This is a genomic window from Steroidobacter sp., from assembly GCF_036406195.1.
Lineage (GTDB): Bacteria > Pseudomonadota > Gammaproteobacteria > Steroidobacterales > Steroidobacteraceae > Steroidobacter.
Map to the genome: position 1 here is coordinate 380,684 of NZ_DASWVW010000016.1, position 15,283 is coordinate 395,966.

12 protein-coding genes are annotated in these 15,283 nt (G+C 63.0%); 7 read left to right on the plus strand and 5 right to left on the minus strand.

Features of this window, described 5'->3' with window-relative positions:
- Positions 1-85 precede the first annotated feature (85 nt).
- Positions 86-2,470, plus strand: coding sequence for a TonB-dependent receptor (locus VGE08_RS07050; protein ID WP_331067148.1), 2,385 nt, complete (start codon positions 86-88; stop codon positions 2,468-2,470).
- Between the two features lie 41 nt (positions 2,471-2,511).
- Complete coding sequence (locus VGE08_RS07055; RefSeq protein ID WP_331067149.1) at positions 2,512-4,065, plus strand: class I adenylate-forming enzyme family protein; 1,554 nt, start codon at positions 2,512-2,514, stop codon at positions 4,063-4,065.
- Positions 4,066-4,132: 67 nt separating this feature from the next.
- Here VGE08_RS07055 and VGE08_RS07060 read toward each other — a convergent pair whose 3' ends face one another.
- From VGE08_RS07060 to VGE08_RS07070, 3 genes are all read right to left on the minus strand, one after another.
- Positions 4,133-5,092: an ornithine cyclodeaminase family protein gene (locus tag VGE08_RS07060; protein ID WP_331067150.1), complete on the minus strand. Its 960-nt coding sequence runs from the start codon at positions 5,090-5,092 to the stop codon at positions 4,133-4,135.
- Positions 5,073-5,591 (minus strand): nuclear transport factor 2 family protein, encoded by a 519-nt coding sequence (locus tag VGE08_RS07065; RefSeq protein ID WP_331067151.1) that lies wholly within the window; start codon positions 5,589-5,591, stop codon positions 5,073-5,075. Before VGE08_RS07065 ends, VGE08_RS07060 begins: the two co-directional genes overlap by 20 nt.
- A 91-nt stretch (positions 5,592-5,682) precedes the next feature.
- Positions 5,683-8,421 (minus strand): LuxR C-terminal-related transcriptional regulator, encoded by a 2,739-nt coding sequence (locus VGE08_RS07070; protein ID WP_331067152.1) that lies wholly within the window; start codon positions 8,419-8,421, stop codon positions 5,683-5,685.
- 154 nt (positions 8,422-8,575) lie between these two features.
- On the opposite strand from VGE08_RS07070, the gene VGE08_RS07075 reads away from it, so the two are divergent.
- The 5 genes from VGE08_RS07075 to VGE08_RS07095 all read left to right on the plus strand — a co-directional run bounded on the left by VGE08_RS07075 (position 8,576) and on the right by VGE08_RS07095 (position 14,137).
- Entirely contained in the window at positions 8,576-9,595 is a 1,020-nt protein-coding gene (locus VGE08_RS07075; protein WP_331067153.1) for an aromatic ring-hydroxylating oxygenase subunit alpha, read from the plus strand.
- Between the two features lie 60 nt (positions 9,596-9,655).
- Positions 9,656-10,585, plus strand: a complete 930-nt coding sequence (locus tag VGE08_RS07080; RefSeq protein ID WP_349258652.1) for a thiamine pyrophosphate-dependent dehydrogenase E1 component subunit alpha — start codon at positions 9,656-9,658, stop codon at positions 10,583-10,585.
- Positions 10,586-10,596: 11 nt separating this feature from the next.
- Positions 10,597-11,613, plus strand: a complete 1,017-nt coding sequence (locus VGE08_RS07085; protein WP_331067155.1) for an alpha-ketoacid dehydrogenase subunit beta — start codon at positions 10,597-10,599, stop codon at positions 11,611-11,613.
- A 3-nt stretch (positions 11,614-11,616) separates the two neighbouring features.
- Entirely contained in the window at positions 11,617-11,919 is a 303-nt protein-coding gene (locus VGE08_RS07090) for a biotin/lipoyl-containing protein (RefSeq protein ID WP_331067156.1), read from the plus strand.
- Positions 11,920-11,995: 76 nt separating this feature from the next.
- Positions 11,996-14,137, plus strand: coding sequence for a TonB-dependent receptor (locus tag VGE08_RS07095; RefSeq protein WP_331067157.1), 2,142 nt, complete (start codon positions 11,996-11,998; stop codon positions 14,135-14,137).
- A 61-nt stretch (positions 14,138-14,198) separates the two neighbouring features.
- Here VGE08_RS07095 and VGE08_RS07100 read toward each other — a convergent pair whose 3' ends face one another.
- Positions 14,199-14,654 carry a RidA family protein gene (locus VGE08_RS07100; protein ID WP_331067158.1) on the minus strand — a complete coding sequence of 152 codons (456 nt, stop codon included), beginning with the start codon at positions 14,652-14,654 and terminating at the stop codon, positions 14,199-14,201.
- Between the two features lie 96 nt (positions 14,655-14,750).
- Complete coding sequence (locus tag VGE08_RS07105) at positions 14,751-15,191, minus strand: SRPBCC family protein (protein WP_331067159.1); 441 nt, start codon at positions 15,189-15,191, stop codon at positions 14,751-14,753.
- Positions 15,192-15,283 lie beyond the last annotated feature (92 nt).

Here is a 15,283-nt window from a genome sequence, read left to right on the forward strand (position 1 = left end):
CGAGGTAGAGGACGCCGGGCCATTTCATTTGGATGACAGGAACGTCTGCAAGAAGAAACATTCAACCGATTGGCAGGGGGGTATGATGAGAGCGACAGCACGTTACGTCGGCGCTTCGGCGCTGATTGGGTTCTGCGCAGCCTCGCTGGCGCAAACCCGACAGGCTGGCGGCGAAGCGTATGGCCTCGAAGAAGTCATCGTCACTGCGACCAAACGCGAGCAAAGCGCGCAGGACGTCGCGATCTCACTGCTAGTCAGCAGTGGCGAGGAGATCGAACGAAGTGGCCTGCGGGACCTGGAGGGGCTCAGCAGCCAGCTGCCGAACGTGAATCTGGCGCGCACCGGCATCAGCGATCTGCTGGTCATTCGCGGCGTCGGCTCCGGCATCAATCTCGGGTTCGAGCAATCGACCGCGACATTCGTGGACGGAATCTATCACGGACGCTCGCGAATGGCGCGCGGCGCGTTCTTCGATCTCGAGCGTGTCGAGGTGCTGCGCGGGCCGCAGAGCACATACTTCGGTAACAATGCGATTGCAGGCGCGTTCAACATCGTTACCAGACGACCGACGCAGTCGTTCGAGGCGAACGTGCTCGCCAGTTACGAATTCGAGCAACGGGAGTCGGTCATCGAAGCCGGACTCGGCGGTCCGCTCTCTGACACCTGGAGCATGCGTCTGGCGGGACGCTGGGCCGATATGGACGGATGGATCGAGAATCTCGAGACCGGTGGCATGGAGCCGAATCGACGGGATGCCGCTGGGCGCCTCACCACGGTGTGGACGCCGAGCGAGGCGTTCACCGCGACATTCAAAGGCGAGATCCACGACACCGAGATCCAGTCCGGGGCAATCCCGAACCAGCTGATCAACTGTCCCGCCGATCCGGCGTTCGGAGCGTCGGCGCTGGCGCCGTTCCGGCCATGCAATCGCTATCAATCGCTACCGAACTTCGAGGCCGAACTGGACGATCGTCGCGCGGTCGAGCGCGACGGAGGGAGCATGCGGGGGCATGAGCTCGTGCTGACGCTCGATTGGCAGACGCGGCTGGGTATGCTCTCGTCGGTGACCGGGTACACCGGCTTCGATTTCGAGCAGGACACCGACTCGGACGGAACCCCGTTGCGTGTGCTGCAGATCGGTTACGACGAGGAGATGAAGCAGACCAGCCAGGAGTTGCGATTGACTTCTTCGGGCGAGGGGCGCGTCGAGTACCTGCTCGGTGCGTACTGGCAGAAGGAGACTCTGCAGTCCGGTGCGGTGCTCGGCCAGCACGTTCAGCAGGCGCTGCCTTTCATATTCGCTCCGCTCGGTGAGATGGGGCAGGCGCTGCTCGCCGCTTCACTGCCGACGTTGCCCTGGGGGCAGGAGACTTTCCTCGATCAGGACTCGGAAACCCGCGCGCTGTTCGGCAGCCTTACCGTCCATGTGACCGACCAATGGTCGGCAATCGCGGGCGTGCGCTGGAGTGAGACGCGGAAAGATGCGTTACAGCGCGCCGCACTCTACTCGATCGACGGTGTCAACGATCCGTACGGTCACAATCGGGGTGTGCCGCTCACGGGAATCGCGCTCGCCGCTGCGAGCGGAGTGACCGGGACCGTGCCACACACGTTTACCGGCTCGCGCAAGGATGACGATCTGCTGCCATCGTTGACGCTTCAATACTCGCCGTGGCAGGACTTGATGTTCTACGCCTCGTTCGGCCAGGGTTTCAAGGCGGGCGGATTCGACGGCACGGTCTTCAGCAACGATCGCAGCGCCTGGCAGTTCAATCCGGAAACCGTGGACGCCTACGAAGTCGGCATGAAAGCGCTGTGGCGGGACGCGGGCGTGACCTTGAACGTGGCCGCCTTTCGCAGTACCTACGATGGTCTGCAGCTAGCGGTGCCAGTGTCGGTGGGCACGGCGATCGCGGTGGTCACACGCAATGTGGCGGGGCTCGAATCGCAGGGGTTGGAGCTCGATGCGCTCTGGACTCCCAGCTCGAACTGGCGTTTCGGAATATCGGCGGCGTGGCTGGATGCGTCCTATGAGAATTTCGCCAACGGCCCGTGCACGGTGCTGCAGGGTATGCTGACGCCGCCCGGCCAGGCATGCTTTCAGAATCTCAGTGGCGAGGCGCCGCCTTATGCGCCGCGCTATAGTGGCCGCCTGTCGGTCGGTTCGAGATACCCGCTCGGATCGACCGGCCTGCAGTGGACCAGCGAGCTATCCTATAGCTTCACCGATGAGTTCGACGTGCTCACCAGTAACGAGCCCTACGTCCGTTCGCCGGCCTATGAAAAACTCGATGTACGGCTGGGATTGGGTGATCCGGGCGGGCGGTGGGAGCTCGCGGCGTTGGTCCGAAACGTGACGGACGAGCGCACGTGGAGTTGGGGCCAGCAACTCGGATTGGGGGCCGGCCATTTCCAGCTGATTGCGGATGCGCCGCGCACGGTGGCCCTGCAGGGGCAGTATCGCTGGTGACGTTCGTTACAGTTGGCTCGTGTATCAGTTGGGGATGAGGCGTGCGACTCGCGGATCACTTTGACGCTGCCGTGGCACGATGCCCGGATGAGATTGCGCTGTCGGACGGAGTGCGGAGTTTCCGGTATCGAGATGCCGCTCAGTGGGTGAACAAGGTGGCGTGCGCGCTGCGCGCCGATCCGCAGCTGTCGCCGGATATGAACGTCGCGATCTACTGTCCGAACGACGCTCGGGTGCTGTTGCTGATGTTGGCGGTGAATCGCGCCGACATGGCCTGGGTCGGGGTGCATGCACGTAACGCGGTGGCCACCAATATCGCAGTGCTCGACCAGGCTGACGTCGAAGTCGTCTTCTTTCACAGCGACTTCGAGTCGGTCGTGGGTCAACTGCGGATGGGACTGGCGAAGCTTCGCAAGCTCATCTGTATCGACCGCGAGTCGACACACGGGCCGCATCTTGAAAGTTGGCTCGCGGAGAACCAGGCGGCGCTGCAGAGCACGCCGGAGGATCCGCAGCGTCGGTCCTTCATCCAGCCGACCGGCGGCACCACCGGGCCCGCGAAGGGTGCCGAACATTCACACCGATCGCTGGAAATGGGCCTGCTGGCCATGGTCGACGGCTTCGACATCGAGCAGTCGTCGCGGCATCTCATCGTGGCGCCGCTTACGCACGCTGCCGGAGCCATGGCAATGGCGTTCCTCATCTCCGGTGCGCAAACGGTGATTCTTCCGGGCTTCGATCCCGCGCTGGTCCTCTCGACCATCGCTCGTGAGCGCATCACTCATTTGTTTCTGCCCCCAACGGCATTGTACGCGTTGCTCGCTCATGCCGACGTGCAGCGGACCGACGTATCGTCGCTGCGGGCGCTCATCGTCGGCACCGCTCCCGTGGCGCCGGAGCGCTATGCGGAAGCGATTCGCGTGCTCGGCCCGGTGATTTACGAGGCGTACGGCCAGAGCGAGTGCATGTTTCCTGTCCTGATCAAGAAGCCGGCTGATTACATACGCGCGGATGGCACATTCGATGAAGCAGTGCTGCGCGCCTCGGGGCGTCCGCTGCGGTATGCGGTCGTCGAAATCATGAGTGAGGATGGCGAAATCCTGCCGCCGGGGCACAAGGGAGAGATCGTAGTGCGATCCTCGATGGTGATGAAGGGCTATTACCAGCGCCCGCAGGAAACGGCGGAAGTCTGCAAGTTCGATTGGCATCACACGACGGACATTGGCGTGAAGGACGAGCGTTCGTTCTTCACGATCGTCGATCGCAAGAAGGACATGATCGTCTCGGGCGGCTTCAACATTTATCCGGTCGAGATCGAGGCGGTCATCCTCTCTCATCCGGCAGTGCAGGACTGCGCGGTGATTGGCGTGCCGGACCCGAAATGGGGTGAGGCCGTCAGGGCCGTGCTGCAGCTCAAGCCCGGCCGACAGGTGACGGCGGAGGAGATCATCGCGCTTTGCAAGGAGCGGCTTGGCAGCGTGAAGGCGCCCAAGGCGGTGGAAGTCTGGCCGCATCTGCCGCGCAGCGTCGTCGGCAAGGTGCTCAAGAGCGAGATTCGCAAGAGATTCTGGGAAGGTCACTGGCGTCAGGTTTGATGTTCACCCTACAGTGACGAATTTTCGACGAAGAGCATAGCGCGATGGGTATAGTGCGGCGCGCGTGTCAACAAACGCCGTTCGCATGCCCACCGTGCCGCAATACACACGAGGCCGCGACCACATCGGCCATGGCGGTGCCCACCGACTTGAAAACAGTGATGTCGGTGGAGCTCACTCGACCGGGAATCGCTTTATTGGTCAGAGCGTGCAGATCTCCGACGATCGCGTGCTCGTCGATGGCGCCCTCGGCTATCGGAATCAGTACATCGCCAGCTTCGTCGAGCACGTTCGTGGTGACATCCGCATAGACCAAAGACTTTCGAATCAGGGCCGTATCCGACTCGCGTGCTCGAGGGGAGAAAGCTCCAACCAGGTCCACATGCGTTCCGGCGCAGATGAAAGCCCCTTCGAGAATCGGCTGGGTTGCCGAAGTCGCGCAGGAAATGATATCGGACGCGCGCGCTGCCTCTGGCAGATCGCGCGCGACGCTCAGTTGCCTGGCGCCGAGCAACGGCCGCAACGCTTGCAATGCCAGCGCAGCTTTGTCGGCATCCCGGCCCCAGATCGCGACAGATTCGATCGGGCGAACCACGCAATGGGCGAGCGCTTGCGTGATAGCTTGCGGGCCGGTCCCGACAATAAGCAGACGCCGTGCATCGTCGCGGGCTAGATAGCTCGCTGCGAGCGCCGACACAGCAGCCGTCCTGCGCCGAGTCAGCTCGGTGCCGTCGAGCACGGCGGTGGGAGCGCCTGTTTGTCGATCAAAGAGAATGACCAGGGAGTGAAGATTTGGGCGGTTGCGCGCGGCGTTGCCGGGAAACACGGTCGCAAGCTTCGCTCCCAGCAAGGACGATCGGTCCCATGCCGGCATGAGTGCGAACAACTCGTCGCGGCCATTCAATGGGTCCAGGGACAGGATCGAGCGGGCTGGCGCCCTGAAATCCGCACGAAAAGCCAGTCGCAGTCCTTCGATCAGCCGCTCGAACGACAGCCGGCGAATCTGTTCAGCGTCGATGAACTGCATAGACCGGATCCGATTTGTCCTTGCGTCCGAGCACGAAATTCGAGCCCAGCAGTCCCTCGCCCCAGGTTTCATTGGTGGGGCTGTCGCGATTCCAGTCGAACACGATGTGATGGTGAGCGATGCGCCATTCGCCGGCGCGGCGCTCGAAGCGGTGCAGGTGGCGCAGCGCAATCATCGAATCGATCGGCATACCCTCGCGAGCGAGCCGATGGAAATGAACAGCATATGCTTCGCACCTGGCCTGATCTGCGTGAACTTCAACCAATGTGTTGAGGATGTGATGTGTCGTGACGCCGATGGATCCGAGCATCGTCATGGCCAACTCCACGAAGCCCGACGCCGGGCCGACGAACACACCGGCGTGATCGGCGGTGGCATCCGGGTGGTAGAGGCTGCTCAGCAAGTCCCGGTCGCAACGGTCGGCGGCTCGTGCGAACTTGTAAAGCAGCTCCTGAATGGCCAACTTGTCGATCCACTCCATCACGTTGATTTCGTGCATTGCTGCCTCCCGGGATGCGATACGACGCGAGGCACTATCGACGCACCCGGGCCCGTGGCGCGAGTCGTCGAAACAGATGACGTTGCGGCTTTTAGCGACGAGCTGCCAGGGTGCGTGCGGCGGCGATCGCTTTTGAGCGGCTGGTCACGTGGAGCTTGCGGTACAGTCGTCTGCGATGAGTGACGACCGTGCTCTCGGAGATCTCCAGATGCCGCGCCATTTCCTTGTTGGTCAGACCATCGACCAGGAACGAGAGGATCTGCGACTCGCGGGGACTGAGCGCGGATAGATCGCAGCGGTTGAGTCTTTGCTCGGCGCTTGCACGCTCGGCGGTCGACTGGGACGTGTCTAAGGCGGTCCGCAGTAGCGCGCGCTCGGTGGGTGAGAGCAGGTGCTCGGCCTCGATGCCGAGGCGATAGAGAGCTGCGGCGCCCCCTGCCGCATCGATCAGGGAGCGACGCATGCCGGCGGGCACTCCGTCCTGCAGCGCCGCGCGAAGCGATTCGAGCCCAGAGCGCGGATTTCCCAACGCGCACTGAGCCATGCCTTTCTGCAGGCGCACGCAGACAAGCAGTTGGACATGGCCACGTTTCATCAACGCGGGCTCGAGCGTCTCGAGTCCGCGCAGCGCATCGTGAAAGCGGCCTCGCGCAACAGACAGCACGGCATTCGCGTGCATGGCTTGGGCCCATAAGCCAAAGCGGAGGCTGGAGCTGGGGCCGCGAGCAGCGGTGAGCTCGATCATTCGCGGATCGCTGGCATTGTCCTCTGCGTCGGCAAGCCGGCCGGCCCGCGTGAGCAGCAGGATGCGCTCGATGAGGATCAGATCTCTCAGTCGGCTCATGCCGCGTCGATGTGCAACTTCGTCAGCCCACTTCAGGCGTGCGAGGGCGGTATCGATTCCAGACGTCGCCATTGCCAGCAATGCATCTGTGCGAACTGCCGAAGCCCAGATGTCGAACCAGGTGTCCGAACTCTCGAGCTGCGGCAGGGCTGCATCGAGCAACTCGCGGGCTTCGCTCAAGTCATCTCTGAAGTAGCGGACTTCTGCCAGGAAGACCGACAGTGGGCAAGCGAGGCCGTTGTCCGAGCCCAGCACACGCGTCGAGAGGTTCATGGCCGTCCAGAACGTCGCCTCGGCAGCCTCGATTTGCGCGCGTCCGAGAAGAGCAAGTCCGAGATTGAGGTGTCCGAAGATCTCCAGATAGTCAGCCTCGATCGAGCGGCAGCGTATCAGGCCCGCCTCGGCGTGGCATGACGCTTCCAGATAGTCGCCCGTCGCGTACGCGGCCTGCGAATGCAGCAGGTGAATGACAGCAGCGACGGCCGGATCCGCATTTGGTTCGGTTTGCAGGCCGTTTTCCAGCACTCGCAGGCGTGGGATGTCTGCAGCACGATCTTCGTAGCCGCACAGCAACAGATCGACAATGAAGCCATCGGCGGATAGGTCACGCTCGCCTTCCTCCCAGCTCGTGAAGCCTTGAGTGCGCGCGCGCAGTTCTTCGAGCGCGACGCGCGCCAGGTGAAAACGTCCTTCCTTTGCGAGCAGCATGGTGCGCGCGAGTTGCAGTTGCGAACGTTCCCCGGCAAGGTCGGCGGACAGCTGCGTGAGCTGGCGCATGGCGGGAGTTCCGCCGTTGAGAATCACGCGCCATCCGCCTGCATGCTCGATGAGACGGCGGCCGAGCTCGGCGTTCGCAGCCAGGTTCGTGTGGTAGATCGCTTCTTGAACGTACCCGGCTTCGAGAAACCATTCGCCGGCGACTCGATGCAACTGCCGGATCGACGCATCGCCGCGGCGACGCCGGTACTGCTCCTGGAGGAAGTCCGTGAACAGCTGATGCAGCGTGAACCAGGTATGTTCCGAGTCGGCCGGTGAGACGAACAGATTGCGCCGCTCCATCTCACTCAAGAGCTCCCAGCCGTCGCGGCGATCGCAGAGCCGATTCACCAGGTCGCCGTTGAAGCGCCGCGCGAAGGCAACGCTGGTCAGTACGTCCTGAAGAGCAATGGGCAGACTGGTGAATACCTGCTCGGCGAGATATGTGGTGACCTCCGGCGTCCTGCCGGTGAAGGAATCCAGACTCTGCGTCGGCCGTTCGGCCGAGAGGCAGACCTTCGCGAGTTGCAAGGCCACCGGCCATCCGTCGGCGTGATGCATCAGAGCGCGCAATTGCGGGCCCGGGATCTCCCCGAATTGTCGCTGCGCCTCGACAAAAGTGAAGCGCAGATCGTGCATGCCGAGCCGGCAGAGAGCGGAGGCGCCAGTGTACTTTGCGAGTGCCAGCGGCGGGCGCACCCGGCTCGCCAGCACTGCGCGCCAGGGTGCGGGCAAGTTATCGAGAAAGATTTGCAGGAGGGATGCGTACGCAGCGCTGTCCGCGCGGTGCAGGTCATCGATGAAGATCACGCCGGCGCTTGCCGCAGACGACATGCGATTCAGCAGAGCGGCGAGTAGGTGGCGTGGATGTGGTGCCGCATGGTGAGCGTCGCGCTCGGCGAGGACATCTCGGACATCCATACCAGCGGCGCCGAGTGCAGCGACCAGATCGCCCACGAAGGTAACCGGGTCGCTGTCCTCCTCATCGATCGACAGCCAGGCCACCATCAACGAACGGGAATGGCAATGCTCGTGCGACTGGGACATCAAAGTGGTCTTGCCGTATCCCGCCGGCGCTTCCAGGAGCGTGAGCCGGGCCTCGCCCACCGCGATCAAATCGACGAGCCGCACACGGTAGAGCAGGTTCGACGCGTAAGGCGGAGGCGCCAGTCTTGCGTGGATGACTGCCGACGTGGCGATTGGGGTTCGGCCCGATGGCAGCTGCTGCACTTGTGATATCCCCTCCGGAGAGCCTCGAGGGAGTCTGGCCTGCGGGCCTGTCTCAGGCAACACCGCTCGTGTCGCCTGTTTCGATGACTTCTGCCCGATCACGCCCGGCCGCTAGGCTCGCTGCTGGTCGAATTCAGCCAGGGCGAGGGGAGTCATGACGAAACCGGCGACAGGGGTCGAGTCCGAGGCGCAGGCGCAGAGGGAACCCTCTGGTCTGCTCGGTCAAGGCGAAGACGGGCTCTTTCACCAGAGCTGGTATCCGATCTGCCTGTCCAGCGAGGTCGAGCGCGGCGCCGTCATCGGCCGCGACTTTCTGGACGGTAAGGTCGTAGTGTTCAGGGGCGAGGATGGTGTCGTCAGCGTAACCAGCGCCTTCTGCCCGCATCTCGGTGCGAATCTCGCGTGCGGCACGGTCGTCGGCAACTCCGTTCAATGTGCCTTCCACCGCTGGGAGTTCGATCGCGACGGCGCTTGCGTACGCACTGGAGTCGGGGACCCGGCGCCGCGTGTCGCGAAGCTGTTCGCTTTCCCCACCTGTGAGCGCTATGGAATCGTGTGGGCCTTCAACGGCACCGAAGCGCTGTGGGCGTTGCCAGGCTTTGATCGTCCGGACAGCGAGCTGGTGTTTCATACCTATTCCATGCAGCCCTACACCTGTGATGGCTGGACGATCTCCTGCAATACGCCCGACATGCAGCACATCAAGGTGGTGCATGGATTCAACTTCCATGGCGCCGATCCGCACGACCTGGTCGAGTGGCAGCAATGGAGTCACTCCTATCCGCTGAAGGCATCCTTCGGCGAGGGCACGGAGGTCGACTGGCGCATAGGCATCCACGGCACCAGCATTTACTTGCAGCAGGGCATGGTCGGTGACTGGTGGCTGGGCATCATCGTCGGCATGTCCTCGCCGCGACCGGGACACTCCATGCCCTTCGGTTGCGTCGCTGTCGAGAAGGGCGATGGCAGTGCCGCGCGCAACCGACTCAATCAGGAGCGCGCGCTGTGGGCAGAAGCCTATGGCCAACGGATCGCAGCGGAAGACGCCGGCATCCTCAACACCATCCGCTTCCGGCCGGGGGCGCTCACACGAGCCGATCGCACGCTCGCGCAGTTCTTCCGATTCCTGCGCAACTACCCGCGCGCTCATCCCTCAGCCTCCTTCATTCGTTGACGTCAGGGTGTAACAGTGACCCCACTTACTCCTGAAAAGCTGCGCGAGGCGTACTTCCGAATGCGCCTGATCCGCGAGTTCGAGGAACGTCTGCGCACAGAGATTGCAACTGGCTGCGTGCCGGGCTTCTCGCATCTGAGTGTCGGCGCGGAAGCGGTGGCTGTCGGTGTTTGCGACACCCTGAGCGCCACCGATCAGATCAGCAGCACGCACCGTGGCCATGGACAGTGCCTGGCAAAGGGCAGCGATCCGCGGGAAGTGATGGCAGAGATCTTCGGTCGCCGTGCCGGGCTGTGCCGTGGAAAAGGTGGCTCGATGCACCTGATCGATGTCGAGCGCGGCTTCCTCGGCGCCAATGGAATCGTCGGGGCGGGCGTTCCGCTCGCGGCGGGCGCGGCGCTGGCCCACAAAGTGCTCAAACGAGATGGCGTCGCGGTCGCTTTCGCCGGTGATGGGGCGTCGAACCAGGGGGCCGTCTTCGAGACGCTGAACCTCGCCGTGGTGTTCAAGCTGCCGATGCTCTTCGTGTTTGAGAACAATGGCTTCAGCCAGTTCACATCCGCCGAGTACGGCTTGGGCTGCGGCGACCTGCTGGCACGCGCGCAGGCTTTCGGAATGCCGGGTACACGGGTGGATGGGACGGACTTCTTCGCCGTTCAGGACACGGCCGCCATGGCGATTCGCCGCCTGCGCGGCGGCAGCGGACCGAGCGTGATCGAGGCGACGATACCGAGGTTTCTGGGGCATTACGAAGGCGATCCACAGGCGTATCGGATTCGCGGGGAGATCGCTGCCGAGCGCGCCCAGCGCGATTGCCTCCAGCACTTTCGTGAGCGCGTGCTGCGAGAAGACTTGTTGAGCGAGTCGGCTCTGGCCGAGCTCGATACCCAGGCGTCGGACGCGATCGAGCAGGCGGTCCACTTCGCCAAGCAATCGAGTAGTCCAGATCTCGAAAGCGAGGTCCTCTCGGACGTGTACGTCTCCTACTGAGTGCAGCCACGATGCCACTGAAAACCTATCGCGAGGCCATCACCACCGCACTACGTGAGGCTATGCGCGACGATGCTCGCGTTTGTGTACTAGGCGAGGACGTTTCCGGCGGCGCGGGATGCGCCACCGGCAGACAGGATGCGGTTGGCGGCGCATTCGGCGTCACCAAGGGACTGCTGACCGAGTTCGGTCCGCTGCGAGTGATCGACATGCCGATCTCGGAGACGGCGTTCGTCGGCGCGGCCATTGGCGCTTCGCTGACAGGCCTGCGACCGGTGGTCGATCTCATGTTCGCGGACTTCGCGGGAGTCTGCTTCGACCAGATCTTCAATCAGGCCGCCAAGATCCGTTACATGTCTGGCGGCAAGGCCGCCGTGCCGATCGTCATTCGCATGGCTATGGGCGGCGGGCTGACCGCCGGTGCGCAGCATTCGCAAACGCTGTATCCGCAGCTCACGGGAATTCCAGGACTCAAGTGCGTCGTTCCCTCGAACGCATACGATGCGAAAGGACTGCTGGCAAGCGCCATCGCCGATGAAGACCCCGTGATCTTCCTCGAGCACAAGGCGCTCTACTCGACCCAGTGTGAGGTGCCCGATGAGCCGTATCGAATCCCGCTCGGCAAGGCGAGCGTGGTGCGCGCGGGCACCGACGTGAGCCTGGTGACGCTCGGCGCCATGGTCCAGGTGGCGGAGGCCGCTGCGACATCCCTGGCGCTCCGTGGCATCAGCTGCGAGATCATCGATCTGCGTACGACGTCGCCGCTCGATGAGGTAACGATACTGCAAAGCGTTAGGCGCACCGGACGCTTGGTCGTGATCGACGAAGCGCCGCCGCGTTGCAGCATAGCGTCGGACATAGCGGCTCTGGTCGCGCAGCGCGCGTTTGCTTCGTTGCGCGCGCCGCTCGTGAAGCTTACGGCGCCGCATTCGCCCGTGCCATTCGCGCCGCAGCTGGAGAAGCTCTACGTTCCCGATGCCCATCGTGTCGGGGCGGCCGTGGATCACTTGATGAATGAGGGTGGATGAAACATGTCGGAACCGCTGTGTGCAGTGGCGATGCCGAAGTGGGGTATCGAGATGCAGGATGGAACCATCGCCGACTGGCATGCCCGAGCAGGTCAACGAGTTGCGAAGAACGATCCGCTGCTCGAGGTGGAGACCGCCAAGGTTGTCAACGTGATCGAGGCGCCAGCATCCGGCGTCCTGCTTCGTATGCTCGTCGGCAAGGGAGAAGTGCTGCCGGTCGGAGCTTTGCTGGGCGTAATCGGCGACGCCCAGACAACGGCGTCCGAGATCGATCGTTTCATCGAAGCTTATCGGACGCGACGCTGACGTCGGCCTTCGGATGAGCGGCTCGCGTGCGACACACATAAAACGACACGAAAGAACCAGGTGGGGGGATCAGCGAATGCCTCGTCAACAATTGAACCGCGCGCCGCTCGGCGCGCTCGTACTGGCACTGCAGTCGGTCAGCGCCGCGGCACAGGCGCCGGTCGAATCGGCTATTTCCTCGGGTCTCACGCTCGAGGAGATCGTGGTGACCGCACGTGGCCGCGAAGAGAATCTTCAGGATGTTTCGGACTCGGTCTCGGCGTTCACGCGGGCCGACATCGAGGCGCGTCAGCTCACCTCGCTACAGGATTTCGCTGCGATTACGCCTGGCGTGCTGATGGTGCGCGATCAGGATCCTGGTACCAACATCATTACCGTTCGCGGCGTGAGCGCCAACCGCAATCAAGCTGCGTCCATTGCCTACGTCGTGGATGGCGTAGCGCTCGCGGACAGCGAATTCTTCACGGCCGATCTGTTTGGACTGGAGCGGGTCGAGATCCTCAAGGGCCCACAAGGCGCCCTCTACGGCAAGAACGCGATCGGCGGCGTCATCAACGTCGTGACGCGGCAGCCTTCGCGCGATCCGGGGGGACGATTGCAAGTCGGCTATGGCAACGGCAATCAATACTCGGTGGACGGCCTGGTGAGCGGCGCGCTCGGCACCGAGCGTGTGCGGGCCCTGGTTGCCGGTTCATACCGCGATTCGGACGGCTACATTCGCAATCGCACCCTGGATCGCAACGTCGATTTCCTGCGCTCCACCAATCTGCGCTTGCGACTGATGGCGGATCTCACCGAGGCGCTGTCGCTCGATCTGCGCGCCAACTACATGGACGAGGACGCCGGCGCGGCTTGGGCAACGCCATACCCGGTAACCCAGATCACCGGTGGGCGGCTCGATCCGGACATTCTCGATGCGCCGATCGCGGATTTCCTCGGCTCGGGGCGGCGTGAGTGGCGCGGTGTATCGGCGACGCTATCGTACCAGACCGCGCACGGCACCTTCGCTGCGACCAGCGGCTACGATGACTATTCGAAGTTTTGGGAAGGCGATCTGGATGGAACGCCGTTGCCGATCGTGCAGCCGGTATCGCAGCCGATCGACCTCGAGGTGTTCACCCAGGAACTGCGCTTTACCTCCAGCGGCAACGATCGCTTCCAGTGGATCGTCGGTGCGTTCTATCAGAATACCCGGCGCGATCGTCTCGACTACTTCAGCCGCGCGCTGCCGGTCCCCGACGTGCTTTATTCCTCGGATGCGGATCAGATGGCGGCCTTCCTGCAGGCCAGCTACCGATTCACGGATCGGTTGCAACTGCTCGCGGCGCTTCGTTACGACGAAGACCGCCGTGATGAGATCGCGACCATACCGGCGAGCGCCGCGGTGGTCCGCTCGCTCGATGCCAGCTTTCACAAGTGGCAGCCGAAGCTTTCGCTCTCCTACGATCTGACGCCCGAGCACATGGTCTACGCGACGTATGCCGTGGGCTTCAAGACCGGCGGCTTCAATCCGCCGGCCGGGCCCACCGATTCCTTCGCCCCCATCTACGGGCCCGAGAGCACCAAGTCCTATGAGATCGGCGCCAAGACCACATGGTTCGACAAGCGCCTGATCGCGAACGTCGCCGCCTTCCTGCTCGACTACCGGGACAAGCAGGAATTCGTGCTCACTCCGACGTTTTCGCAGGCGACCTTCAATGTGCCCGAGGTGGATGTCGAAGGTCTCGAGCTACAGCTGAGCGCTCGTGTTACCGATCATTTGAAGCTCGACGCCGCTTACGGCCGAACGGCCACGCAGATGAAGGATTTCCGTCCCTCGAATTTCCTGGGGCCGCACGATTACAGCGGCAACCACACGACCTACACACCCTCCTACAATTTCAATGGCGGCGCGGAGTACCGGGCATCGCTCGGCTCGAGCAATCTGGCCGTGAGCCTGCGGCTCGACTACAACCGCGTGGGGCGAACTTTCTGGGAGGTCGACAACGTTCTGTTCACGCCAGCCTACGACTGGCTGGATCTGCGGCTGGCGCTCGAAGGCGACGGCTGGTCGATATGCGCCTGGGGCAAGAACGTCACCGACGAGCGCTGGGCGGTCAGCGCCTATGGTCAGCAACAGGTCTCGCTGCTCAATGTGCTCGGGGTGGATGAGTATTTCATCAATCCAGGCGCCCAGTACGGCATGTCCGTGATGTTTCGTTTCGGGGCGGATCGCTGAAGCATCGCATGCGCCGGTCCAGCGCCGCGTTGCGGTGCTGGACCGGGCCTGGCTCGAGACCTCAGCTGGACGCCTTCGGAAGGCGAGCAACGAGCTCTATCTCGACCATACATTCCTTGAATGCGAGGCGTCTCACCTCGACTGCCGTGGCGGCAGGCGTGTGGCAACCATAGGCGGTGGCTCGCACGTCATTGGCTGCGAGCATCTGCTCCATATCCGTCACGTAAATCATTTCACTTAGAACGTCCTGGAAACTGGCGCCATGGGCTTCGAGCGTGCGGCGAATCCTCTCGTAGGTCTTCGTCATCTGTGCGCGCATGTCGCCTGGAAACAGCGGCACGAACTCCTCGTCCATCGCGGTCGTTCCTGCGATGAAGAGGTAGTGGCCGTCGCACGTCGCCTGGGCGTATGCAAAGTTCTTTTCGACGGACGGGACGAGATGGAAGGTCGATATCCTGGCTGGTAGATTCATTGCGGTTTCTCGTGGAAGGTTCAGGGCGTTTTCGCGCGCAGGCATGGGCGCAGATGGGCACTTTGAATTTCAGCAGCACGCTGCCGGGCATCCGGACGCCACCCATCAGGCAGCCCGAGTCAACCAGCAGCGCGCCGTACGCTACGACCGGCGTTCCACCAGCTTCCTCACGTCATTGACGTTGATCCATTCCATCTCGGTCCACAGTCGCTTGAACTCCTCTTCCGTAACGCCGATCGGTGTCACCGACACTTCGATCTTCAGGTGACAGGCCTGCGGGCCGCAGGGTGTGACTCGCAGGCAACCGACGTAATCCGTGCCGGGCAGGGCGGAGCCGTCATCGACGATTCGATAGCGATACATCATGGCCGCCTCGTCCAGCTCGAGCAGCTTGACGACGACCGGCAGGCCGGTGCACGTGTAATAGGTCTTCAGCGAGCCGACCTGGTTGCGCGGCTCGGCGAACTCGACGCGCTGGATCAGGCGTCCACCAGCCAGACACTGCATTCCTTCCCAGGAGATGTGATCCCAGACGGCGCGCGCCGGCGCCTCGATACGTGTGGCCAGTCCGACGATGCTCATGCGATCCCCTTCATGTCTGCGCGACGGACGGAAGTGATCGCATGGCCGGGCCGGCGTGGCAATTCATCGAAATAGGGGACGGACCTGGTCAC